19 protein-coding genes and 2 pseudogenes are annotated in these 24,492 nt (G+C 42.4%); 10 read left to right on the top strand and 11 right to left on the bottom strand.

Annotation, left to right across the window (positions count from 1 at the left end; genetic code table 11):
• Positions 1–82: 82 nt before the first annotated feature.
• Complete coding sequence (locus F7734_RS32430; RefSeq protein ID WP_155748663.1) at positions 83–1,438, top strand: alkaline phosphatase PhoX; 1,356 nt, start codon at positions 83–85, stop codon at positions 1,436–1,438.
• Positions 1,439–1,505: 67 nt separating this feature from the next.
• Here F7734_RS32430 and F7734_RS32425 read toward each other — a convergent pair whose 3' ends face one another.
• Positions 1,506–1,883 carry a GxxExxY protein gene (locus F7734_RS32425; RefSeq protein ID WP_155748662.1) on the bottom strand — a complete coding sequence of 126 codons (378 nt, stop codon included), beginning with the start codon at positions 1,881–1,883 and terminating at the stop codon, positions 1,506–1,508.
• A gap of 270 nt (positions 1,884–2,153) precedes the next feature.
• Here F7734_RS32425 and F7734_RS32420 point away from each other — a divergent pair, with 270 nt between their 5' ends.
• Entirely contained in the window at positions 2,154–3,770 is a 1,617-nt protein-coding gene (locus F7734_RS32420; protein WP_155748661.1) for a TAXI family TRAP transporter solute-binding subunit, read from the top strand.
• 58 nt (positions 3,771–3,828) lie between these two features.
• On the opposite strand, the gene F7734_RS32415 is transcribed toward F7734_RS32420, so the two are convergent.
• On the bottom strand, positions 3,829–5,061 hold the full coding sequence (locus tag F7734_RS32415; protein ID WP_155748660.1) for a methionine gamma-lyase family protein: 1,233 nt from the start codon (positions 5,059–5,061) through the stop codon (positions 3,829–3,831).
• Positions 5,062–5,149: 88 nt separating this feature from the next.
• Here F7734_RS32415 and F7734_RS32410 point away from each other — a divergent pair, with 88 nt between their 5' ends.
• The 3 genes from F7734_RS32410 (at position 5,150) to F7734_RS32400 (ending at position 8,496) form a co-directional block, all read left to right on the top strand.
• The gene (locus tag F7734_RS32410) at positions 5,150–5,965 is read left to right on the top strand and encodes an acyl-CoA desaturase (protein ID WP_155748659.1); all 816 of its coding nucleotides are present in this window, start codon (positions 5,150–5,152) and stop codon (positions 5,963–5,965) included.
• A 236-nt stretch (positions 5,966–6,201) separates the two neighbouring features.
• Positions 6,202–7,266: a fatty acid desaturase gene (locus F7734_RS32405; protein ID WP_155748658.1), complete on the top strand. Its 1,065-nt coding sequence runs from the start codon at positions 6,202–6,204 to the stop codon at positions 7,264–7,266.
• Between the two features lie 159 nt (positions 7,267–7,425).
• Positions 7,426–8,496 (top strand): fatty acid desaturase, encoded by a 1,071-nt coding sequence (locus tag F7734_RS32400; protein WP_166482291.1) that lies wholly within the window; start codon positions 7,426–7,428, stop codon positions 8,494–8,496.
• Positions 8,497–8,571: 75 nt separating this feature from the next.
• On the opposite strand, the gene F7734_RS32395 is transcribed toward F7734_RS32400, so the two are convergent.
• The 5 genes from F7734_RS32395 to F7734_RS32380 all read right to left on the bottom strand — a co-directional run bounded on the left by F7734_RS32395 (position 8,572) and on the right by F7734_RS32380 (position 12,703).
• Positions 8,572–9,798, bottom strand: a complete 1,227-nt coding sequence (locus F7734_RS32395) for a glutamate-5-semialdehyde dehydrogenase (RefSeq protein WP_155748680.1) — start codon at positions 9,796–9,798, stop codon at positions 8,572–8,574.
• A gap of 47 nt (positions 9,799–9,845) precedes the next feature.
• Positions 9,846–10,253, bottom strand: a complete 408-nt coding sequence (locus tag F7734_RS32390) for a hypothetical protein (RefSeq protein WP_166482290.1) — start codon at positions 10,251–10,253, stop codon at positions 9,846–9,848.
• 665 nt (positions 10,254–10,918) lie between these two features.
• Positions 10,919–11,041, bottom strand: coding sequence for a hypothetical protein (locus F7734_RS65560; protein ID WP_279239787.1), 123 nt, complete (start codon positions 11,039–11,041; stop codon positions 10,919–10,921).
• Positions 11,038–11,355 carry a hypothetical protein gene (locus tag F7734_RS32385; RefSeq protein WP_155748656.1) on the bottom strand — a complete coding sequence of 106 codons (318 nt, stop codon included), beginning with the start codon at positions 11,353–11,355 and terminating at the stop codon, positions 11,038–11,040. The genes F7734_RS65560 and F7734_RS32385 overlap by 4 nt, the downstream gene beginning before the upstream one ends.
• 31 nt (positions 11,356–11,386) lie before the next feature.
• Complete coding sequence (locus tag F7734_RS32380; protein ID WP_155748655.1) at positions 11,387–12,703, bottom strand: NAD(P)/FAD-dependent oxidoreductase; 1,317 nt, start codon at positions 12,701–12,703, stop codon at positions 11,387–11,389.
• 720 nt (positions 12,704–13,423) lie between these two features.
• Between F7734_RS32380 and F7734_RS32375 the strand changes: the two genes are divergently transcribed.
• From F7734_RS32375 to mtnA, 4 genes are all read left to right on the top strand, one after another.
• A complete protein-coding gene (locus F7734_RS32375) occupies positions 13,424–15,118 on the top strand; it encodes a R3H domain-containing nucleic acid-binding protein (RefSeq protein ID WP_155748654.1) in 1,695 nt (564 codons plus the stop codon).
• A gap of 39 nt (positions 15,119–15,157) precedes the next feature.
• Positions 15,158–15,721, top strand: coding sequence for a Uma2 family endonuclease (locus tag F7734_RS32370; protein ID WP_155748653.1), 564 nt, complete (start codon positions 15,158–15,160; stop codon positions 15,719–15,721).
• 2 nt (positions 15,722–15,723) lie between these two features.
• On the top strand, positions 15,724–16,287 hold the full coding sequence (locus F7734_RS32365) for a Uma2 family endonuclease (RefSeq protein ID WP_155748652.1): 564 nt from the start codon (positions 15,724–15,726) through the stop codon (positions 16,285–16,287).
• 135 nt (positions 16,288–16,422) lie between these two features.
• Positions 16,423–17,484: an S-methyl-5-thioribose-1-phosphate isomerase gene (gene mtnA / locus F7734_RS32360; RefSeq protein WP_155748651.1), complete on the top strand. Its 1,062-nt coding sequence runs from the start codon at positions 16,423–16,425 to the stop codon at positions 17,482–17,484.
• A gap of 54 nt (positions 17,485–17,538) precedes the next feature.
• Here mtnA and F7734_RS32355 read toward each other — a convergent pair.
• The 3 genes and pseudogenes from F7734_RS32355 to F7734_RS32345 all read right to left on the bottom strand — a co-directional run.
• Positions 17,539–18,006: pseudogene (locus F7734_RS32355) on the bottom strand (hypothetical protein); the annotation flags it as partial.
• A gap of 263 nt (positions 18,007–18,269) precedes the next feature.
• Positions 18,270–20,343, bottom strand: a pseudogene (locus F7734_RS32350) (pentapeptide repeat-containing protein); the annotation flags it as partial.
• 56 nt (positions 20,344–20,399) lie between these two features.
• Positions 20,400–20,741 carry a hypothetical protein gene (locus F7734_RS32345; protein WP_155748650.1) on the bottom strand — a complete coding sequence of 114 codons (342 nt, stop codon included), beginning with the start codon at positions 20,739–20,741 and terminating at the stop codon, positions 20,400–20,402.
• 362 nt (positions 20,742–21,103) lie between these two features.
• Here F7734_RS32345 and F7734_RS32340 point away from each other — a divergent pair, with 362 nt between their 5' ends.
• A complete protein-coding gene (locus F7734_RS32340) occupies positions 21,104–21,547 on the top strand; it encodes a hypothetical protein (protein WP_155748649.1) in 444 nt (147 codons plus the stop codon).
• Between the two features lie 76 nt (positions 21,548–21,623).
• On the opposite strand, the gene F7734_RS32335 is transcribed toward F7734_RS32340, so the two are convergent.
• Positions 21,624–24,492 (bottom strand): DUF5682 family protein (locus F7734_RS32335; protein ID WP_207714270.1); only part of this gene is annotated, 2,869 nt, incomplete at its 5' end.

The following is a 24,492-nucleotide window of genomic DNA, read 5'->3' as shown; positions in this document are numbered from 1 at the left end:
AATTGGCAAATATTCTCAATCTTTACCCTAAGTATTGCACGCAACCTACTCATATTTTAGATGCAGATATAGAGAGGAGACTATGGCTTTCTCAAGAAGAAAATTTTTTGCCCTAGCAGGTACAACTGCTGCAACTCTAGTTGTTGGAGAGAACCTAAAAGGTCTTTACGCAAGAGCACAAGGAGTATCGTCAACAACATATGGCTATGGTCCCCTAATCAAAGACCCCAACGGCTTGTTGGATTTACCTGAAGGGTTTCAATATAAAGCCTTTTCCCGGACAGGCGATCGCATGAGCGATGGTAACCCCGTACCGGGCGGTCATGATGGTATGGCAGCTTTCCCAGGACCAAATCGCTCTGTAATCTTAGTTCGCAACCACGAACTCAGCCCAAACTCTTCAACCGGAGTTATAGGAAACAAGTATGACGAGCTTTGTAAGGGTGGTACAACAACATTAGTTGTTAACCCAGAACGCGAGCTGGTCAGAGATTACGCTTCACTCGCAGGAACCTACCGTAACTGCGCTGGAGGTCTGACTCCTTGGGGGTCATGGATTAGTTGTGAAGAAAATACCTCCACTCCAGAGACAACTCCTGACACAATACAACAACCAGCTAATTCTGGTATTTTTGTACCCAACCCAAACAGAGTGACCAAACGCCACGGTTACAACTTTGAAGTTCCAGCACTTCTGAAGCCCAAAAAGGGTACTGTAGACCCCGTACCTTTGGTAGAAATGGGTCGGTTCAACCACGAAGCTGTGGCTGTAGACCCCAGAACAGGAATTGTTTATCAAACAGAAGATGCAGGAGACAGCCTCTTCTATCGCTTTATTCCTAAAAAACCGGGCTTTTTGCAAGAAGGCGGTGTTTTAGAAGCTCTTGTCATCAAAGATCGGTTTCAACAAAACACCAAGAGTGGTTTCCCTGTTGGTGAGAAGTATCAAGTAGAGTGGGTTCGTATTGAAGATTACGATCCTTTTGAAGACACTGTGCGGAAAGAAGGTTTCTCCAAAGGAGCCGCACAATTTGCTCGTGGTGAAGGAATATGGTATGGCAATGGAGAGTTTTACTTCTGTTGCACGAGTGGCGGTGCTAATAGTGGTGGACAGGTTTGGCGTTACATTCCTGGTAGAACTGCTAAAGATGGTGGTACTCTTGAACTCTTTGTAGAGCCAAACGATAAAAGCATACTAGATATGCCTGATAACATCGTTGTGGCTCCCTTTGGAGACCTGATTCTTTGTGAAGATGGTGATGACGAGCAATTCGTTGTTGGGGTAACTCCTGAAGGTGGGCTGTACCAGTTTGCGCGTAATGCATTAAATGATAATGAGTTTGCTGGTGCTTGCTTCTCACCAGATAATCAGACTTTGTTCGTGAATATCCAAACTCCTGGTATCACTTTTGCTATCTGGGGACCTTGGGATAAATAATTGCCTCACGCAAAGGCGCAAAGGCGCTAAGAGGTGCTTGGCGTCTTTGCGTCTTGGCGTGAGATGTTTATAAATTGTTGACGACACGAGAAATACCATCTTTAATTAGCAATGCACCAAAATTAATAAGTAGCCCAAGTTTATTGTTGGTAAGACGCAAGTAAGTTAATAGTTGCTTTTTATGTACTGGATGAATGGTTTCTACTGATTTAAGTTCTACAATTACCTTGCCTTCAATTATGAGGTCGGCTCGAAAGCCTTCTTCTAACTTGACATCTTCATATACTACAGGTATTGGCTGCTGCTTCAGTACGAATAATCCTCGCTTTTGTAATTCATAATACATTACAGCTTCATATACCGATTCTAACAATCCAGGGCCTAGTGTTGTATGAACTTTGTAAGCTGCATCAACAATTTCTCTAGCAATTTCATTTTCTGTCATTTTAATTACCTCACGCTAAGACGCAAAGGCGCTAAGAGGTTCTAGGTTTCTTGGTGTCTTTGCGTGATATTATTATAGCTTAAGTATTTAAAATGACAATTTTTCCTCGGATAAGCTCTGGCAAATCAGCGATCGCTAAAACTTAGCTGTCTTCTTGGCGTCTTTGCGCCTTTGCGTGAGTTTAATAATTACTGTCTGCATGGGTGATTCTATTGAATACCGAACTCTCTATGTAATAATCCCCTAACAGGGATTGAAATTTTGTCACCTATGGCAGCGTTAAAAACTTCTCATAAACTTTCTTTTACAAAATTTTTTCAGCAACTCGATCCTCTCTCTAAATTTGTCTTTATTTGTCTTGGACTTTTTAGCACGGGGCTACTTGCTTTTACTCTGTGGAGAGTTGCAGGTCGTTTTACAGCACCTGAAATCATTCTTGCGGCTGGTGATAAAGAAGGGGAAAGCTATATTATCAGTCAAGCAATTGAGAAGGTTGTTGAAAGTAAGTCTAATATCAAAATTACAGTACGGGAAACCGGAGGCACTTCACAAAGTTTGGAGTTGCTAAAAACAGGTCAAGTGCAGATGGCAGCTGCACAAGCAGATGTGGCTTCTGAAGAAATGGATGTGTCTACTCGCAAAACGAAACCGTCAAAGTCAGAGGGGGCAAATGCTGGATTAAGAACTGTAGCTGTTTTATATCAAGATTTATTTCAATTAGTTGTGAGAAATCCCAAAATTAAGCAATTTACTCAATTACAGGGAAAAACTGTTGCTTTGCCTGCAAAGGGAGGTCAATACAAATCCTTTCAGAAAATAACACAGCATTACGGTTTAACGGATATTAAAATTATAGAAGAAGGTCAACAAGATTACAACGATACAACAGCAGAAGAAGACTTTAAATCTAGAAGAGCAGATGCTCTGTTTCGCGTCCGTGCTGTTGGAAATAAAGGGATCTCTACACTTGTACAAAACTATAGTGGAAGATTGGTCGCTATTCCACAAGCAGAAGCTATGAAAATTAAGCATCCTGCTTTTGAAAGTACCAAAATTCCTCAAGGCGCATATAGGGGATCTCCTGCTGTACCTGACGAAGATTTACCAACTATTGCAGTATCAAGACTTTTAGTTGCAGGTGACACGGTTGAGAAAAGTGTAGTTCGAGAAATAACCCGTATTATATTTGAGAACCGTCAGGCGATCGCAGATGCGGTTTCTCCAGATCATCCTGAAGTTAAACCCCTCATTGCTAACATCAAAGACCCCAGAGAATCAGCCAGTGTAGGTTTACCCCCACTTCATCCAGGTGCGCTTGCTTTTTACGATCGCAATCAGCCTTCGTTTGTTCAAGAAAATGCTGATTATTTAGCTTTAATTTTAACAGTTCTTCTGCTGACTTTATCCTGGATTCGACAGATAAAATCATGGATGGAAAGTCATAGAAAAAATGAAGCTGATGAATACATTCAATCAGCCATTAATTTAATGAAAGCTAATTCGGGCAATTTAGAAAATAACCAAAAGCAGCTTGATGAAATCTTTAAAAAAGCTGCTGATGCCTTAATTGATGAGAAAATTTCTCAAGAATCTTTCCGAACCTTTAACGAAGCTTATAAAACTTCGCGAGAAGCAATAGAGCGTGAAAGAGCATTCAATCAAGAACAAATTGAACACAAGCAGAGAGAACTTTCTGCCAGTTATATTAAAGCAATAGTTGAGCTATTAAGAAACAATAATGGTAGTAAGGATATACTTCAGGAAAAAGTAGACACAATCCTGAAAGAAGTTGCAGAAAAATTAGTGAGCGAAGAAATTTCCCAAGAATCCTTCCGAACCTTTATTGAAGCCTATAAAACCACAAAAGATGCGATTGAAAGATATTAGATAGTGGTTAGTGGTTAGTTGTTAGTTGTTAGTAGGGTGGGCATGCCCACCACATTAGTCACTGGTCACTGGTCACTGCTTCAATTGCCGCTTCTAAAGCTATAGCAACATGAGTCCAATGGGTTCCGCCTTGGCAGTATACAACATAGGGTTCCCGTAAAGGACCGTCGGCGGAAAATTCGGAGGTGCTACCTTCAATAAAAGTTCCACCAGCCATGACTACTTTACTTTCATAACCGGGCATTTCATCTGGAACGGGATCGAGATAGGAACCTACGGGTGAATTTTGTTGTATTGCTTTACAAAACGCAATCAATTTCTCGGCAGAACCTAATTTAATTGCTTGAATCACATCCCGACGGGGAACAAGGGGTGCTGGATTGACGGGGTAACCCAATTTATCAAATACGTACCCAGTTAAGTGGGTTCCTTTCATGGCTTCTCCTACCATCTGTGGGGCAAGAAATAGCCCTTGAAATAGCAATCGGTTCTGATCGAGGGTTGCACCGCCATAACTGCCGATTCCGGGTGCTGTGAGGCGACAAGCGGCGGCTTCTACCAAATCGGCACGTCCGGCAACATAACCACCAGCTGTTACAATGGTTCCACCAGGGTTTTTAATTAACGACCCTGCGATGAGATCTGCACCAACGTGTGTGGGTTCTTGAGTTTCAATAAACTCGCCATAGCAGTTGTCAACAAAGCAAACGGTATTGGGATTTTGCTGTTTGACTAAGTTAATAATTTTTTCAATATCGGCAATTGATAGGCTAGGACGCCAAGAATAGCCGCAAGAACGCTGAATGAGGACTAAACGTGTCTTGTCCTCTACCGCACGGCTTAAAGCTTGCCAATCTACCGTTCCTTCCTCAGTCAGATCCAACTGGCGGTAATGAATGCCAAACTCAAGGAGGGAACCTTGTCCTTCTCCGCGCAGTCCAATGACTTCTTCCAATGTATCGTAGGGTGCGCCTACCACAGCTAGCATTTCATCACCGGGGCGCAGGACACCAAATAAGGCACAGGCGATCGCGTGGGTTCCTGAAACAAACTGTACCCGTACAGCTGCCGCCTCAGCGCCCACAACCTGGGCAAAAACCTTATCCAAAGTTTCTCGCCCTAAATCATCGTGTCCATATCCGCTAACACCTGCAAAATGGTGCGCTCCTACACGATAATAGCGGAAGGCGTCTAGCGCTCGTTGAAGATTTTGCTTGACCTGAGCGTCAATTCCAGAAAAAATCTGTAACAGTGCCTGTTCTGCTTCACGCAGCTGTTCCAAGCTGTTCATTAGTTCCTCTTTTTAAGAAAACATAAAAAACTTGCGGATTTTTGAATCGCGCAGATTAGGCTTAACAATTCCTACTTCGGGTTATTGCATGACACTCGCTACTCCAACCAAACACCAAATCCACTGGGTCAACACCCTCTTTTTCGTTGGTTTGCACATCGGAGCTTTGTTTGCCTTGCTTCCTAGTAACTTTAGCTGGAAAGCTCTAGGTGTTGCTTTCGTTATGTACTGGGTGAGTGGTGGTTTAGGGATTACTCTAGGATTCCACCGTCTTGTTACCCACCGTAGTTTTCAAACTCCCAAGTGGCTTGAGTATTTCTTAGTCTTTTGTGGGACACTTGCCTGCCAAGGGGGACCTATTGAATGGGTAGGGACTCACCGTATGCATCATTTACACTCTGATACAGAAAAAGACCCCCATGATTCCAACAAGGGCTTCTGGTGGAGTCACATGGGTTGGTTGATTTATCAAAGAAAAGAAGATGAAGCAGAAATTCCTCGCTTTACTAAAGACATTGCAGACGATCCAGTTTATCAGTTTTTAGAAAAAAATATGATTTTTCTCCAGCTTGCCCTTGGTGCAGTTCTTTTGCTTCTGGGCGGCTGGTCTTTCATTGTTTGGGGAATTTTTGTTCGCATCGTTTTTGTTTACCACTGTACCTGGTTGGTCAACAGCGCTACCCATAAATTTGGTTACCGCAGCCACGAATCAGGTGATAATTCCACAAATTGTTGGTGGGTAGCCCTCTTGGTGTTTGGCGAAGGATGGCACAACAACCACCACGCTTTTCAGTACTCAGCCCGTCATGGTTTGCAATGGTGGGAACTAGACCTCACATGGATGACAATCCAATTACTTCAATCTCTCGGTCTGGCTACAAATGTCAAGCTGGCAAATAAGTAAACATAAACTGTAAAGGATAAAGGATAAAAGTTAATTTTCGATCGTATGGCTTAGAAACCTACATGAGTTAAAATACAGGACTCTCAGTAAATCTTTTATCCTTAATCCTTGATTTTTAATTCTTTTTTTGCGCTTTGGTGGATTAGATTGTTATAATCCGAACGCTAGTGTTACAAAACTTTGCGTCAAGGCGCTTTTTTGGTGACTTGGTAGTGAAGGTGCTTTTTTAGGTATTCATGATTACATCAACAGTAGACAGCCATAAACCAAATCCTGACTTAGGTCGATTCGAACTGACGCTAAAAGATATTATCAAAAGCTTGCCACAGGAGTGTTTCCAACAGAATTCCCGCAAGGCTTGGACGCAATTGGTGACTAACGTCTTGATGGTTGGTTTGGGTTATGCCAGTCTGGTATTCTCTCCTTGGTATCTCCTCCCTTTAGCATGGTTTTTTACAGGAACTGCTTTAACAGGTTTTTTTGTTATCGGGCATGATTGCGGTCATCGTTCATTTGCCAAAAAGCGTTGGGTTAACGATTTGGTAGGTCATGTAATGATGATGCCGTTGATTTACCCTTTCCACAGTTGGCGCATCGGGCATAACTATCACCACGCCCACACCAACAAACTGGACGAAGATAACGCTTGGCATCCCATTAGAACAGAAGTTTATGAGAGTTGGGGAAAATTCTCACAATGGGCTTTTGAGTGGTTTATGCGTCTTCGATTGTGGTGGATAGGTTCTATTTTTCATTGGGCAGTCACCCATTTTGATTGGTCTAAGTTTCAAGACAAAGACCGAGCCAATGTCAAGCTTTCTGTTGTGGTCGTTGTTCTGTTTGCTGCGATCGTATTCCCAATTCTGATTGTAACGACTGGTATTTGGGGATTTGTCAAATTTTGGTTTATCCCTTGGCTGGTTTATCACTTTTGGATGAGCACTTTTACTTACGTTCACCACACTACCTCAGACATTCCCTTTGTTGCAGAGTCGAAGTGGAACGCTTTTACTGCTCAGCTTCAAGGAACAGTCCACTGCGATTATCCTCGTTGGATAGAGTTTCTTTGTCACGATATTAACGTTCATGTTCCCCATCATGTGTCAACCGCAATTCCTGCGTATAATTTGCGTCTGGCATATGCCAGCATAAAAGAGAATTGGAGTGCGTATCTGCATTCTGAATGCCAATTTTCTTGGTCTTTGATGAAAGAAATTACAGATAAGTGCCACCTCTATGTTGTTGATGAGGGCTATCTGTCTTTCCAAGACTATCGTCAATCAGTAGCCCGTCGTCAGTGACCAGATAAAGTAGGGCACCCTAACGATCCTACTTATCCCTATCATTACAACTGATAGGAAAACCTTTCATGCAAACACAAACGCAGGTTAACTTTTGTTTACCTGCACGCAAAGTACTGCCTTGTAAAAGACCAGATAACACCTAACAACAAGATTAAAGTGCAAACCAATATCATCAATTCAACTGAAACTCACAATAGCTGTGAGCTATCTGAAAATGTCGCCCAGTTACACTTCACCCTAAGCTCCTTAAAAGCTGCAATCCCAGCTGAATGCTTTCAGCCGAATGTGGGAAAATCACTCTTTTTCTTTTTCCGTGATATCCTAATTATCAGTTTGCTTTATGCAGTTGCTCATCAATTGGATTCTTGGTTTTTCTGGCCTATTTTCTGGGTCATGCAAGGAACAATGTTCTGGGCTTTATTTGTCGTTGGGCATGATTGCGGACACCAATCTTTTTCTAAAAAGAAATGGCTCAACGATCTGATCGGCCATCTTTCCCATACACCAATTCTCGTTCCCTATCACGGTTGGCGAATTAGCCATAGAACTCACCATCTCAATACCGCTCACCTAGATAATGACGAAAGTTGGTACCCTGTAAGCGAATCTCAGTACAAAGCAATGCCTTGGGAGCAAAAGATAGGCCGATATTATCTGTTTTTATTGGCTTATCCAGTTTATCTATTTAAACGTTCTCCAAATAAAGAAGGCTCTCACTTTTCTCCCAACAGCCCACTCTTCAAACCTTCGGAAAAATGGGATGTTATCACTAGCACTGTACTTTGGACTTGTATGGTAGGTTTGCTTGGTTTTCTTACCTATCAATGGGGTTGGATGTGGTTGCTCAAATACTACGTTGGACCTTATCTTGTGTTCGTCATGTGGCTGGACTTGGTGACTTTTTTACACCACACCGAACCTGATATTCCTTGGTATCGCGAAGAAGAGTGGACTTTTCTCAAAGGTGCGCTTTCAACAATTGACCGCGATTATGGTTTTATCAATCACATACATCATGATATCGGTACTCATGTTGCTCACCATATATTCCTTAACATCCCTCACTACAATTTAAAGAGGGCAACTGAAGCGATTAAACCTATCTTGGGTGACTATTTCCGCAAATCTGAGGAACCTATTATCACTTCATTGTGGCGTTCTTGTATAAGTTGCCATTTTGTACCGGATACTGGAACTAAGGTCTACTATACCCATCATAAGGGTTAATGGTTAGTAGTTAGTAGTTGGTGGTTAGTAGTTTTTTGAACAACTAACAACTAACCACTAACCACTAACAAACAACTAAAATCTTCCATTACCCAACACAATGTGCTTCATAGTTGTCAAACTTTCTAGGCTAATCAGTCCGCGCCGATGTCCTTTTTGGTTTGACATTCCTAAAAAGACGGAATCTCCTCGCGAAGGATTTCGGGAAAACCGAGGAGAAGCGTTGATATAACTAGAAGCACTATTAACTCCTAACGCAAACTGGCGGCTTTCTTGATATGATTCTGTTGCGATGCAATCAGCATGACCGCTACTGTACTGGTTAATCCAAGCTATTGCTGCTTCTAGACTATCCACTAATTTGAAAGCAACTGTTTTTGTTAAGTAAGCGGTTCCCCATTCTGTATCTTTTGCTAGTTGCAATTGAGGAAAGGCATCGACTAGTTCGGGGTCTCCCTTGATTTCAAAGCCCTTTTCTTTCAAACTGTTCCACAATGTAATAAAGGATGATGGTAGGGCTTGGCGATGAATCAAGACTTTTTCAATGGCGTTAACTGGATCTGGTTCACTTTGCTGACTGTCCACAATCATCCAGCGCACCAATTCTAAACTGCCATTGGGTGACCAGTACAGGTAACAGTTACCCATCGCTGATTTAAGAACTGGAGATGTTGAATGTCTCACAACTTGCTGTATTAAGCTAGAACGCCCGTAAGGAATAACGAGGTTTAGACACCCATCTTGAGTGACTAAATCTCTGATGGATGTTCCATGTTCTTTTGTAATTAACTGCAAGCAATCTTCTGGAAGACCTACATCAGCTAGGGCATTTGTTAATGCGATCGCAATTGCACTGTTAGAATGAATTGCTTCTGTACCACCTCTAAGTATGATACTGTTACCGGTTTTGATGCACAAACCTGCAGCAATTGCTCCCAACTCAGGAAATGCCTCATAAATAAAGGCTATCACACCCAAAGGCATTAACTGTGAGTAAGTTTGTGAGTCTTCTAGTTGATAGTCAGCGTGTCTAACCCGCCGCAATGGATCTGATAATTCCCCCAACCGCTGGAGAATTTCCACTGTCATCTCCAGCCGTTTCGGAGTCAGTTTCAGCCATTCCAACATTAAATCTGGTAATGCCATTTCGCGGCTGGCTTCTAAATCCAGGGTATTGGCTTCCAAAATATCGTCAAATGAGCGCGTGAGCGACTGTGCCATTGACAGCACAGCGCGGCTCCTGTCTACGCCTTTTGTTGTTCCTAATTTCAAGGAAGCATGGTAGGCGCGTCTCGCACTCATGACTATTGGTTCGGAGTAATCATCAAAATCATCCACTGTCCGCCTCGTTAACGTCTGTAGGTGAGCCAGACCATCAGTGCTGGTAGGATAGCCAACAGAACTGCCACCATCGCCCAAGCAATAATGCTGTAACCACTTGCCAATCTTAGTGCTAGTGGTAGCCATATAATCACTAGCACGAATATTATGCCAAGTGCTACTGGCAAATAGTTTTCTCCCAAACGAGGATGGACAACTTGCCAAGAATTTCCCGTCCAGCGCCAAGCTCGCTTGTATGGATAGGTGGTGGATAGCTGCTCCAGTACATATCCATTATCTTCTACTACGAATATTTGCGGACAGCGATCGCATCCAAATGCTTCTGTCAATGTAATCGGAATTAACCGTCCCCGCCGACGACAGGGGCAAAGGTATTCCGTATTCAAATCTATTTTTTCTGGTTTTTGAGGTTGCACAAGCGAACTTTTAACTTGAGCGTGTTTGTTGTTGACTCAGAGATATAGTCTCCTTTAACGTTATTCATTAAGTTAACTATTCTCTCCTGAACTTTTTATAACATTAGTCTGCTTGGGTAAGTCTTTCTCCCCCAGGCATATCTTATTTTACTTACCAGCAAAACTGGTTTGGCTCACAATCAACTGTAGGAATCATAAATGATTTGTGAAAAGTTTTAAGTCCTGTAGGTAGGGCTGAGCTTACCAAATCATGTTTTTGTGCTGTCTAGCCCTACTTACATATATTTCAAAAATCAAATAAGGACTTCTAGAGTTTTCAGTGTTCCAAGCAGTAAAACAATTCGGTGAAATACGAAATTAAGATTATTGGTTAGATTAAGACAAGGTTTACTTATAAGTCGCTACGTCCTCCTGCTTGATTTTTTTGTTTCCACCACAATACGCTTCAAACAAAGCTAGTTGGTGCCACTTAATAATATTGTAGTTTGAGAATCTCAAAATTTCACTTTATCTAAGTATATTTACTTTAAGTTACTTTACTTTCGCCCTTCACAAGCAGTTAATGCCTGATGGATGTACGGGCGCTCACCTGAAACAGCTCGCTACTTTCCTCGCTCTTCAGTTTTTGCCAGCGTTGCTGCAAAATTTTAACTTTATTTTATATTTTACTGGCGCGATCGCACTACAGCGCAATAAGTGCCATTCGTGCCATCCGGATAATATTTACGGAATTTTATAATTTTGTTATTGGTAGATTGAAGAGCCACTGCGTTCTGGGGGTTCTTCATCTTTCATCCTTCATCAAGAGGAGTTGTTGAACTGAATTTTTCCGAACCTCCTCTAAACTGTGAGATATTTTTTCAGCCTGTGCTAACGCGGCGACACTCACTAAAGCTACAATTCCTAGAATGCTCAATACCAGTGGTTTATTGCGCGTAAATTCACTCTCTTCTTGTTGAAGAGGTTGTTTCTGTTCGTGGAATATTTCTTTTTTCGGGTAAGAACCCCATTCATTTCCACCATTCCACCACAAATTTGATTCACGTAATTCCTTTAAATCTCTATAGGTTTTTCTATTTTGGCAAATATTTTTGTTTAGCATTTTCTTAATTTCCTTTCAAAATCAACAACATCTAAATTTTCTTTAAAACCTTTTCATTAGTTTTTTTGACCTTGGTTATCCAATGTTTGTAATCATTTAGAATTTCTGAGTAAGGAACCGTACTTTCCGTTATTAAATCAAAAAGAAAAGGCTGAAATTGTTTGGGAAATATTTTGTGCATCAGTGTAGAAAAGCTCGTTCTAATGAGAAATTCAACAAACAACTTTTGAGATAAAGGCAAAGTGTAGTTGCTCAGTTCCAATAAAGCGCAAGCATCTGGTTGGCGACGAATAGTAAACTGTTCTAATGCTTTTGCCAAATTATCTGAATATTCATCCAAAAGATTATCAAATACCACCACATCTTCAAGGGCAGCATTACAACCTTGACCTATAGAAGGAGGTACTGCATGAGCCGCATCTCCAATTATCAACACGCTATCACCATGATGAAACCGATTGCAACTAACAGATACAACTCTTGATATTGGTCTTGATGCAAAAGCTTCCGCTTCTTCGTCTGCGATCGCTCCAGCTATTTCCGGAAAATTTTCGTGAAAATATTGCAAAACTTTTTCTTTGGTAGAAAGTTCAGCTATTTGATTTTTATCATGAGGAAAATTAAGTACCCCACTCCAGCTTCCATCAAGTTGATAAAGCAACAATAAGTTAGTTGCATTGTTGAGTCTGAGTCTCCATGAATGCAAATTACCGGGTTGAAGCTGAATTTTTGACTCGGCATCAGTCGGAGACAGAAAAATTGATTTATAGTCTTTATAAAAGCATGTTTGCTGATACTTAAAACCATCGGTCTTGAGTAACTCCTCTCTAACTACAGAACTGGCTCCATCTGCACCGATAAGCAAATCGTAATTTACGTATCTAAACTCAGCTTGTCCGATAGAGTGACTTTCAAATGTGACTCTCTTGGCAGTAAAATCTACGTGAGTGCATTTAGAATTAAAATGAATTTTTACACGACTATTGTCGTAACTAGAAGCAAGATTTTGTAGGATTGCGATCGCTAAATTAGTGCGATCGAGAGTCAGTTGAGGGGTTTTGATACGTCTAAATACAGTTTTACCGTTTTTTCGGTGAATGACAGTTCCCGCCACTTCCACACTCACAGCCCTAACAGCTTCCTCAAGACCGAGAATGTTTCTCAAAGCATTGATTCCCCTGGGCGAAAGTGCCAGAGAATAAGTTCTGTATTTAGGAAACGAAACCAACTGGGGGTCACCGCGACGTTCGTAAATTTCGATTTGGTATTTTTTTCCACGACGTAACAAATAGTGTGCAAGTAAAAGACCGCTAGGTCCAGCGCCAATGATAACTACTTTCTTAATCATAATTTTAGCTAAAACCAAGCATAAGCCCCATGCCTCACCGCCAAGCGGAAGTGTGTGGAGTTTTCACTGTAACTAATTCCCCTTACTAGCCTAATAGGTAAGGTCGCACTTGAGTTGAGTTATGCACCAATACGGTTCAGTTAAGGCTCGCGCCTCCCTAAATCTCCTTAAAGGAGGAAATAAAATTCAGTGAATTTTACAAAAATTCACCGTTTTGTATTATTTATGCTACGATAATACAAGCTATTAGGTTAATAAAGTGTAAACCCTAGTAGTAAGGAAAATACTACCTATAGATTCGTAGTTTCCGCAAAAGAACAAAAAATTGTCCTTGTCAAAATATAAATTAGAAGTGTAGTTAATACATATGAAAGTTTTAAAATATTAACTAGAAACTGGTCACTACTTATTGGTTACTGCTCACTGTTAACACATTGATTGTAAGAGGTTGCAAGATCCCCGACAATTTCTACAGATGCAGCTGGCTCTTGATGGATCAAACCCCCAACCTCGTTCCCAACCTAAGGCTGGGAATGCCTTAGGGAGGTTCCGCCTCCAGTGTGCAACTAGGTAAGCGAGGCGGAGCCTCGCTGACTGCATTCCCAGGTAGAACCTGGGAACGAGAGAGTACAGATGAGGGGTTTCACCCCCATTGACCAGCTGTACCCGCAGGAGTTGTCGGGGATCTGAGACTATCTTTGTTAAAAGAACGTTAAAACTATGTATATGACAGACGATCTCCAAAAATTACTGGAGATTTTGCCGCCAGAAATTCAACAGGTTGCACAACAACATCCACAGCGCGATAATTTAATTGAAATCGTTTTGGACTTGGGTCGGCGTCCGGAAGCACGGTTTCCCCATCAAGCAGAGTATCTTTCGGAAACAGCAGTTACCCGAGCACATCTCAACTATTGCGTTCAAAGGGTAGGAGAGTTTGGCGGAGATAACCGTGCGGGAATTGAACAAACTCTACACCGCATCAGCGCCATCAGAAACCGCACAGGAGATATTATCGGTCTGACTTGCCGTGTAGGTCGAGCAATATATGGCACAATTCACATCATCCGTGACTTGGTGGAAAGCGGTCAATCAATTCTCATGTTGGGTCGTCCAGGGGTTGGTAAAACAACAGCTTTGCGAGAAATTGCTCGCGTGTTAGCTGATGATTTTCATAAACGAGTCGTAATAATTGATACCTCTAATGAAATCGCTGGCGATGGAGATGTACCTCATCCAGCAATTGGTCGCGCAAGACGCATGCAAGTAGGGCGTCCAGAACTTCAGCATCAAGTGATGATTGAGGCAGTGGAAAACCATATGCCTGAAGTCATTGTAATTGATGAAATTGGTACGGAATTGGAAGCTTCAGCTGCCCGTACTATTGCCGAACGTGGGGTACAACTTGTAGGAACTGCTCACGGTAATGAAATTGAAAACCTCATTAAAAACCCCACTCTGTCCGATTTAGTTGGTGGAATTCAATCTGTCACATTGGGCGATGAAGAAGCAAGAAGGCGACGGACTCAGAAAACAGTTTTGGAAAGAAAGGCTCCCCCTACTTTTGATATTGCAGTAGAAATGTTAGAGCGACAACGTTGGGTCGTCCATAGAAGTGTCGCTGATACTGTAGATAGTTTATTAAGAGGACATCAGCCGAATCCAGAAGTTAGAACTGTTAATGAAAATGGTCAGGTAACAATTACGCGGGAGTCACCTAGTGTTTCTAGTCTGAACTTCTCCCAACAATCCCAAAAGCGACAAAGGGCTGGAAAGATACTACCTTTTTCTCAAACCCAAAATAAAGATGGATTTTCAGGGGAATTAGAATTGGAATTCTCCTCAAACACATCCTCCAAGTTACCCCAACAGTTCTTAGGGGACAAACTAGATTCGCTTGACGAAGATGAACTGTGCCACCTTTACCCTTATGGTGTTAGTTACCATCAATTGGAAACGGTGATTCGCGAACTCAACTTGCCAGTAGTTTTGACAAAGGATATTAATAGAGCTGATGCAATTTTGGCACTGCGATCGCATGCGAGAAAACACACAAATCTCAGGCGCATGGCAGAAGAGCATCAGGTACCCGTGTATACCCTAAAAGCCAACTCCTACACTCAAATTACCACTAGTTTACAACAGGTATTGGGTATGGAAGAACCGAGTATAGACGATGAACCCGAACCCAATCGGTTTGCCCGAAGTGTTCGTGAAGATGATGAAATTGACGCATTAGAAGAAGCTAGACTTGCTGTAGAGGAAATTGTAATTCCCAAGAAACAGCCTGTGGAATTACTTCCCCGTTCTGCAAAAGTTCGTGCCATGCAACACGAACTAGTCGAAAGGTACAATCTCAAATCGCAAAGTTTTGGTGAAGAACCTTTTCGTCGCTTGCGAATTTATCCAGCTTAAGAAAGTTTTAAAATGCAAAAACAGATTTGGGCTTAAATTATGGTAGCTTCACCTGAAATGTACCTCACTCCTGAGGAATACCTCCAAATGGAGGAAAAAAGTGATATCAAACACGAGTACATTGACGGCTATGTCTACGCAATGGCTGGGGCGCTTGACCCCCATGTTACTGTTGCTGGGAACCTGTTTGCACTCCTCCGAAATGATGTACGTGGTACGGGCTGTCGTGTTTATATCACGGACATGAAGGCGCGTATCGAATCTTTAAATCGATATTACTATCCTGATGTCATGGTGACTTGCGACCAACGAGACAGGGAAACCCCGGCTTACAAAAGATTTCCCTGTTTAATTGTGGAAGTTTTATCTGATTCTACCGAAGCCTTCGATCGCGGAGACAAATTTGCTGACTATCAAACCTTAGAAACTCTCAAAGAATACGTTTTAATTAACACCAAACGTCAGCGAGTCGAGTGTTTTCGCCGGAATGACGAGGGATTGTGGGTTTTGCAATCTTACACAGCAGAAAATAAATCATTTCGACTACACAGTCTTGACTTTGAAGCCACAATCGCCGACTTATATGAAAATGTGGAGTTTTAAATATGGTAGCTTCACCTGAAATATACCTCACTCCTGAGGAATACCTCCAAATAGAGGAAAAAAGTGATATCAAACACGAGTACATTGACGGCTATGTCTACGCAATGGCTGGGGCGCTTGACCCCCATGTTACTGTTGCTGGGAACCTGTTTGCACTCCTCCGAAATGATGTACGTGGTACGGGCTGTCGTGTTTATATCACGGACATGAAGGCGCGTATCGAATCTTTAAATCGATATTACTATCCTGATGTCATGGTGACTTGCGACCAACGAGACAGGGAAACCCCGGCTTACAAAAGATTTCCCTGTTTAATTGTGGAAGTTTTATCTGATTCTACCGAAGCCTTCGATCGCGGAGACAAATTTGCTGACTATCAAACCTTAGAAACTCTCAAAGAATACGTTTTAATTAACACCAAACGTCAGCGAGTCGAGTGTTTTCGCCGGAATGATGAGGGGTTGTGGGTTTTGCAATTTTATACACCAGAAAATAAATCATTTCAACTACACAGTGTTGACTTTGAAGCCGCAATCGCTGACTTGTATGAAGATGCGGATATCTAAAAGACTGCTATGTATCTCAGTAATGTACTGATGCTATTTTTAACTTATTCTTCATCTCTATACTTTTTCTAAACTTGGCAGAACTAGTAGAATTGCTAACGTTACAATTTGAAAAATTTCATAGCGTTCAATTCCATGAATTCTTCCACAAACCAGGTTTATTCCATTATTTGGCACAATAACTCAGTTTCACTGATTGACCAAACCCGTTTACCAAATGAATATACATTTGTAGAAATCAGCCGTTGCGAAGATATGGCGCAGGCGATTAAAACCATGATTGTGCGAGGCGCACCAGCAATCGGTGTAGCTGCAGCCTATGGAATGTATCTTGGGGCGAGGGAAATCGAGACTGGCGATCGCGACGAATTTTTGAACCGTTTGGAGAAAGTCGCAGAACTGTTGCGATCGACACGTCCAACGGCGGTAAATTTGTTTTGGGCAATTTCGCGGATGATGAAAGCTGCTTACGAAACTCTTGGCACAATTGAAGAAATCAAAAAAACTCTTTTAGAGACAGCCCAAAGCATCCACATAGAAGATTTACAAACCTGTCATGCTATTGGTGACAATGGCTTGGCTGTATTACCCAAAACACCAGAACAACTGACAATACTAACCCATTGTAATGCAGGCGCACTAGCAACAGGAGGTTATGGAACTGCTTTAGGTGTTGTGCGTTCTGCTTTTCGAGAAGGACGGTTGGCACGTTTGTTTGCAGACGAAACTCGTCCTCGCTTGCAAGGAGCAAGATTAACTGCTTGGGAGTGCGTCCAAGAAGGTATTCCAGTAACAGTCATTACTGACAGTATGGCAGCTCACTGCATGAAGCAGGGTTTAATTGATGTTGTAGTTGTTGGTGCTGACAGAATAGCTGCCAATGGCGACACTGCCAACAAAATTGGTACATATAGTTTAGCACTTGTGGCTAAAGCACACAATATTCCATTCTTTGTTGCTGCACCCCTTTCCACTGTTGATTTTTCTTTAACTGATGGTAGTAAAATCCCCATTGAGGAGCGCAATCCAGAGGAAATATATCAAATTGGTAACACAATTTTGACTGCATCCGGCGTGGAATTCTACAATCCAGCTTTCGACGTGACACCGGCTGAATTAATTACATCAATCATTACAGAGCATGGCGTATTTTCCCCTGAAGAGTTAATAACATCTCAGGAGAAAAAAGTAGCTTGAAAATAGGGAATAGGGAGTGGGAAAAGGGATTTTCGCGATGACTGCCTTCTCGTACTAAAACCTTAAACCAACTCCACCCTGTAAAGAGAAAGCTGTACCACCATCGCGAATAGCATCAAAGGCAATGATAGCATTGCCAAATATCACTGTGTTGCTATTGGGAACTATGTAATCAACACCCGGTTGTAAAGCAAAGCTGATTTTATTACCAACCGGCGATGGATCGTCCCCACTAGCAAGCACCACTCCAGCCCCCAAGTAAGCATCTGTTTGCCAGTTAATAGGAAGATCGTAAGAAACTGTTGGGACAAGGGCTGTACTTCTACCAATGAAAGCTTGAGCACGCAGAGAAATTGGTAATTCTAGAAGTTTATAACGACCGGCAATCACCGCTCCTACTTGAACGCCATCTCCAAAACCAACAGACGGACCGATACCAACATAGCTACCATATGCGACTTGGGCTTGTGCTGGTTGGGTGAATTGGGTAAAACTTAAGACTAAACTTGCAAAAACAAGAGATGTTAAATTTTTACGTGCTCATTCCCAACTCCTTACACAATTTTGTATTTGGTATTTTGATTTGGATTTTGATTTTGGATTAACCGATTTTTGGATTTTGGGATTGATTTTAAGATTATTCTATTTTCAATAAGACTAGAGAGTGGGTAGTAAAATTATCACTTTCTTCGATCCCCTACTCCCTACCTACCCTACCCCTATTACGGACAACGAGGATGAAGCCCTCTTGAGTACAAATTACGGCTATCTGCTTGGATCTAAATTTTAACGTTAGTAAAATCAACTCCATCTACTGCAGCAGATTGTGTACGAGAGATGGGGTCTGTACAAATTGATCGGTAGGATCTGTTTGCTAGGAGACAGGATTGCTCCTTGAAAATCAGCGCCATTAAGATTTGCTCCCCTTAAATCTGCAAGGCTCAAGTCAGCATTTCGCAGGTTAGCATTCTCTAAATTAGCAGAGTTTAATACAGCACCCGTCAAGCGAGTTGCACTCAGGTTCGCATCGCTCAAATTAGCACGATCCAAGTAAGCGCCAGAAAGATCTGAACCTTGCCAATCAGTTTTTACAAGATTAGCAAAGGACAATTGCGTACCAACAGCAATTACACGACCTAAACGAGCTGCGTACATATCCGCTTCATTAAGTTTTGCATCACCCAGATCGGCTCCAGTGAGACTGGCATTTTGCAGGACTGCATTCCGCAAATCTGCCCCCAGGAGTCGAGCGCTACTGAGGTTAGCACCTGACAAGCGAGCATTGGATAAGTTGGCTTTGTTGAGGATAGCGCGACTTAAATCGGCACGAATCATTGAAACACGACTGAGGTTTGCTTCAGAAAGATTAGCGTGTGTCATTCGTGCTTGGTTGAGATCGGAAACCGAATCGTCATAGGTATCCCAGCGTCCATCCTCACCCAATCCCCGGAAACGACTGCCTTTAAAAGTACCAAAGGATAGATTTGCACCTCTAAACTTAATTCCCCACAAGTCGGCTTTGTCTAATATCAATTTAAAAGAGCTATCCCCAGATCCGCTTGGACTCAGTTGGGCGTTACTTAAATCTACATTTTCCAGCTTACCGTGATATGCAGACAGAACCTTGTTAATTGCTCTTTGATTTGCAAAAAGTTGTTTCTGACGCACTTCTGGAGATTGCGATTTATTGCTGCCATCTAGTTCGCTGACAAGGAACTGATTCATCCGCTTTAAATTGGGAAGGGCTTCGGGACCAATCCCAACGAGTGCTTGCTGAATTGTATCAATTAGAATGGGGTTGGTTTCGCTAACCAGTAGATCGACAAGATACTGAGCCGCTTGTGTGTCATTGAGGGTAGCCATAGCTGAAATTGCACTGCGGCGTTCCTCAATGGTAGCAGTAGAATCAGGGTTTAACTGTTTCACCAGTGTAAGAAACTGCTCGCTATTGCTCTGTCCCCTACCGCCTTGGTTTTGTAAGCTATGAATGTACATTTGTGTCCCAACTAATGTGACAAATAATGCACCCAAGCTAGCGATCGCAACCCCTAGTAATGTTTTGTTTGGGTTTTGTTGCTGTATCCATTGCAACAAGTTTGGTATTTGCCTTGATTCTTCAGGGGTAATGACAACTGAGGCAATAGCCGCTTCCTCATCCCCTTCAGTCCATGGAGATTGACTGCGTTTGGCATCTTTTACGGTAGATGGTGTAAAAGGTTTGAGCGCATCTACAGTGAAAGTACCTGCGAGGCGATCGTGAAGTGCGCGACGATCTTGCTGCCAGGGGAAACCTGTTCCTTCTAACAGCAACACAACTCCCGCCAAGCTCATAAAAGCACTTAAATTGGGAAATAAGAAGCTGTAACGCCACAAAAGGTATGCGACAGACATTGGTACAGCCCAACGACCAATTCCTTCCCGTATCAAAATAGGTCCCAAACCAGCCGGCTTGCCGTTTATGGTAACAACTTTAATCCCCAACCATCTTTTGGGAAGTGTGCTTCCTGTTTTAGCAAGTAAGTACAATTGCCAACCTGATAGTGTTAGAGGGACTAACAAAGAAAGCGTCCACAAAAAATTTGTGGGCCATGCGACGTTACGAACACCGTAGCTCACAGGTAAAGCAAGTGGGCGGGCGATCGCACGTTCTGTTTGTACCAGTATGGGATTCAGAGGTACGCGGTTGAGATCGCCTTTAGAATTTAAATATGTACCGACACTAAAGGGAACCAACCCACTCGTAACAATGAGAGCCAATTCTGCTGCCCATGCAGCAATTCGCCTTGTTGTCAAGGGGACAGATTGAGTTTTTCCCTGGTTATTGGCGTTACTATTTCTCCTCACACTTGGGGTAGCCATTAGATAAATTCCTTTAACTTTAATTTTTACGCCACTCTCAGCTCGTTGAAAAACTACTACTTAAGTTGAGAGTTACTGGATATGAAAAATTTGTATCCAACGTACACTAAGATTGACAAGACCGCCAGACTAATAACAGCCGTCACGAGCTTAAAAATTGCTTGTAGTACGGAAAACGCCAATAAAAACCCAACTCCCAAAACAACAATCTTTGTTATTCCAGTCTGAGTTTTGTACCAAGCGAGAACTCGCTGTGTATGGTACGAGAGAAATCTGAGAGCCTTATTGGTTGGTGAATTCGCTTCTTGCGATTGTGGAGTCACTCCAGATGGTGAGTTAATTTCAGCCTCTAGCTTGTCAAGGCGGCGCTGCAAGTCATCGTTAGGTTGGCGATTCATATGTTTTTACCTCTGCTCAGACACTTTACAAACAACAAACCAACTCTTACTTCCTTCGGTGCGCTTATAATTAGCGACGTAGCCAAGTGGAAAGGAAATATCTTAATTGTTAGTAGTTGATATTGTGATTTTAGCGAAATTCTTTCCTTGAAAAATCGCTCCTAATCATTAAAGTTCAAGCTTTTGGCATTATTAATGTTTGCCAACTTTATTTTTTTTAATATTTGCTCGTGTCAGATTTTTTTCTATTGATAAAAATCTGACAAACAATTAGGAACAGAAATTTGGCATAATCGTCTTATGTACTAGATATTAAGTGTATTAATAATCGCTTTATAAAAATTGGGAAACATAATGATTTTATGAAGAAAAGTACATTGTTAAAAGGCATCTCCATAGCATTCTTCAGCAGTTTATTTCTGCATTATGCTAGTTGGGCTGGGGAAGTGGTGCAAATTAGTCCTAATCTGCAGCCAGATCCCTTAGTTGTCAATGGTACATCTGGAGGAACGCAAGAAAGTAACTGTGGTAAGATTGCAGAGCAACCCAGTCAAGTTCTCAAAATTACAAAAGCACTACCTTACCTAAGATTAACAGTCGAGAGTGGCGGAAAGCCAACTTTGTTAATTGATGGTCCGGGAGGGAAGTTTTGCGTATTAGCAGACAGTTACTCTGGAGGCAAGCCAGAAATTTCTGGTTTTTGGCAGGAGGGAAACTACTCCCTGTATGTGGGCGAGTTATCTCAAAGACAGTATAACTATAGACTCTCCATATCGCAACAAAAGCCAAATAAAACTGCTAAATAGTTCGCAAGAAGGGTTAGGAGGCAGAGCCTCCATGAAGGCATTCTGTGGCGGAGCCTGGGAACGAGTCATGAGTTTCTTACCTTAAAAAACCTGCTAAAGAATTCATTGTTGTTGGTTGAGAAACAAGCAAAGTTTGAATCAAAATTTCTTTTTCCGATAAGCCATCATCTAAATTCGATTCTTTGTCAGATAGCAAAGCCTCTTCCCAAGTGACATTTTCTACGTCCAACAATCGCGCCAACGCTTCAGTTGTTTGTCTCGTATTAAACAATAATTGCCGCACTTCTATTTCTTGAGGTGCTAGCATGGGTTGTTTTTCAGAAGCTTTTGGCTGAGAATTTTCTCCCTTACCAATCCAAGAAGGTTGCCATTTGTCAAAATCGCTCAAATTTTGGGGGAAAATCCTTGCCGCTTCTTTCAGCAACACCTGTAATATTTGAGTATGAGGTCGCAAGCGTAAAATTAAGCTGGGTAGCCACGGTAATAATACTGAGTCGGGAACTGAAGCAAAGAGTTTACTCAGCAGTTCTACAACTAACTGACCGATTCGAGGCGCAAAATTGAGCGCTAGAATAAACCCGTTGAGATAGTCGGGAAAAGCAGCTATTTGCATCTCATTATTCAGCACTTGGTTAAAGAATTCGCGAATTTGTTCTATGGTTCGCAATCCTAGCAACAATTCCGTTGTCCACAGCAAACCTAGTTTGGCTCGATCTTCCAACTCCTGCCTTGCTTGCTGTACTCCAATCAATAACTGGCTGCGATTGCAACCTAAAGAAAGCGCTAAACTTTCCAGGGTAAAGATAAAGCCCAGCATTCCAGCAATTTGTTCGGGTGAAGTTCCTCGATCTGCAAAGGCTTTGGGTAAAAGAGTTGCATAATGCCCGTAACCAGTAACGACAAATCGTTCAATCCAAGTTGGCAATCCTGTCGCTGTGGTGCGGTAGTAATGCACCAAACGGCGTACCCTCTCAAAAATTTTAGGTGCATCTTCAGCGCCTGTTTCTTGGGAAAGTAATGCGATCGCGTGTTGTCCCAATTCTTGCGTCAATCGCAAGCTATGGAGGTATAAAATACTATCTTCAGCTGCTTCTAAAACAGTACTCGTTTTTGCCCCCTCTCCGAAAACAGAGTGTTTGAGCCGTTGTTCTAAAACTTGCTCGATAGTCACGCCTTCATAACCTAGCATGATAATTTCTCGCTGGTTCTTACCAATTCGAATTTCCCAAGATTCTTGTAATGGCTTAAACCCAAGAGTTCGCTCTCCCATAATTGCTTGTATAAGGCGATCGCCTACTAAATAGTGAAGTCGCCACAGAACATCAGAACAAGCCAACAACTCAGGCTGTTGCTTGAAGTCCATTAAAGCACGCTGATTGGTTTGGCTCAGTAAGTTCACCCCAAGTGGTGTTAAGCGATTGTAAACATCCTGAGCTAACGGCGGTAGGGAAGCATAGCCCACCGTTCCAATGCGATCGCCTCCCAGTAAAATCCGACATAGTTGAGCAATATTACGTTTTTTGGGAGTGCGATCTTTTTCCAAACAGGTAATAGCTGCATCTTGGAAATCATAAGGGGTAGGATGAACCCGATATCGCATTCCTGCCAGTAGCATCGAAGTCTGATAAATCGCTATAGCATCTGCCGTACTTGCTAAGTATCCGTTTTTACGTGCAGACGCGACAATATCAGCACACCATTGCAAGAGCTGTTCTGTATCCCCTTCTGCAAATTCTGGTGAACGGGTGAGGAAGTTTGTTAGAGGAATGGGAGACAAGGGAGATGGGGTAGACAAGGGAGATGGGGTAGACAAGGAAGAAGATTCTACCTTGTCCCCCTTGTCCCTCTTAAGAACGAATGGTTTTAATTTAGCTACCTTCAAGCTCTTTTTCCAAGTAGCTTCAGCGAGGGAAATCGTTCCGGCTGGATGGTTAAACTGATATTCAATAGCAGCAAAACTTGAAGGAATTAGCCCGTACAGCCATTTCGTTTGACTCCGTTCGGGAATGTCATTCCATATTGTACTGTTAGAAACTCCAAATTCAGCAACATCACTAGCAGCGTGTGCCGCTCCACAGACGTAAATAGCTTCATGAGGAGCAATATGGTTTGCTTTCATGTGCTGCTTGATACCAGTCCACATATACCGTTCGCGCAGGCGATCGCTTTCCACATCTTTGTTGTTCGTTCCCAGCCGCCGCATTAAGCTACCTATTAAAAACATAACTTGGCGATAGGTTTCGCGATCGGCACCAATAATAGCTTGCTCAACATATTGATCCCACCACTCAGCAAAGTGGCGCGTGTTGGAGTTCCGCAGCAAAAAACCAAGAAAGCGATCAAATGTGGGAACTAAACTGCCAACTTCCACCCCCACAGCTGTACCATGCATTTTAGCTTCATCTGAAGGCGGTTCTTCGGATTCCTCTTGGTTTTTCAACTCATTCGGTTCCCATTGAAAGATAAAATCAACCGCCCGATCTACAAACACCAGTTGTGTGTTTGGATGCTGTAAAGTGTAAGCGATCGCTTGATATTCAGCAGAAGCTTCTGTTAGCGGTGCGACTGCACTTAAGGGCATTAATTTGGGTGAAAAAGTTTGGGATTCAGCAGCAAATGCTTGTAATGCGACAGGTAATTTACAATCCCGCAAATGCTCTACAACAGGGAGTAAATCCTCACACATTTCCAGGTAAATTGCTTTGAGTGGTTTTTCATGCAAACGCCTAACCATTTGCAAAGCTGAGGATGGTGAGTGGTGACATACGGGAAAGATTTCTAACGGTTCGGCTGTAGCCCTTTCTACATCTTGGACTAAAGCTGCTAAAAATTCACTCAAAGGTTGAGCATCTGTGGCAAACTTTTCTGCCGCATCAAGCAGTTGTTGTTGGAGAGGCGCTAGTGTTTGTGGAAGCATTGTAGGGAGTAGGGGGTAGGGCGTAGGG

This window comes from Scytonema sp. UIC 10036 (assembly GCF_009725235.1).
The sequence above is the reverse complement of the archived record's forward strand: the minus strand, read 5'-3'. Positions and strand labels throughout refer to the sequence as shown.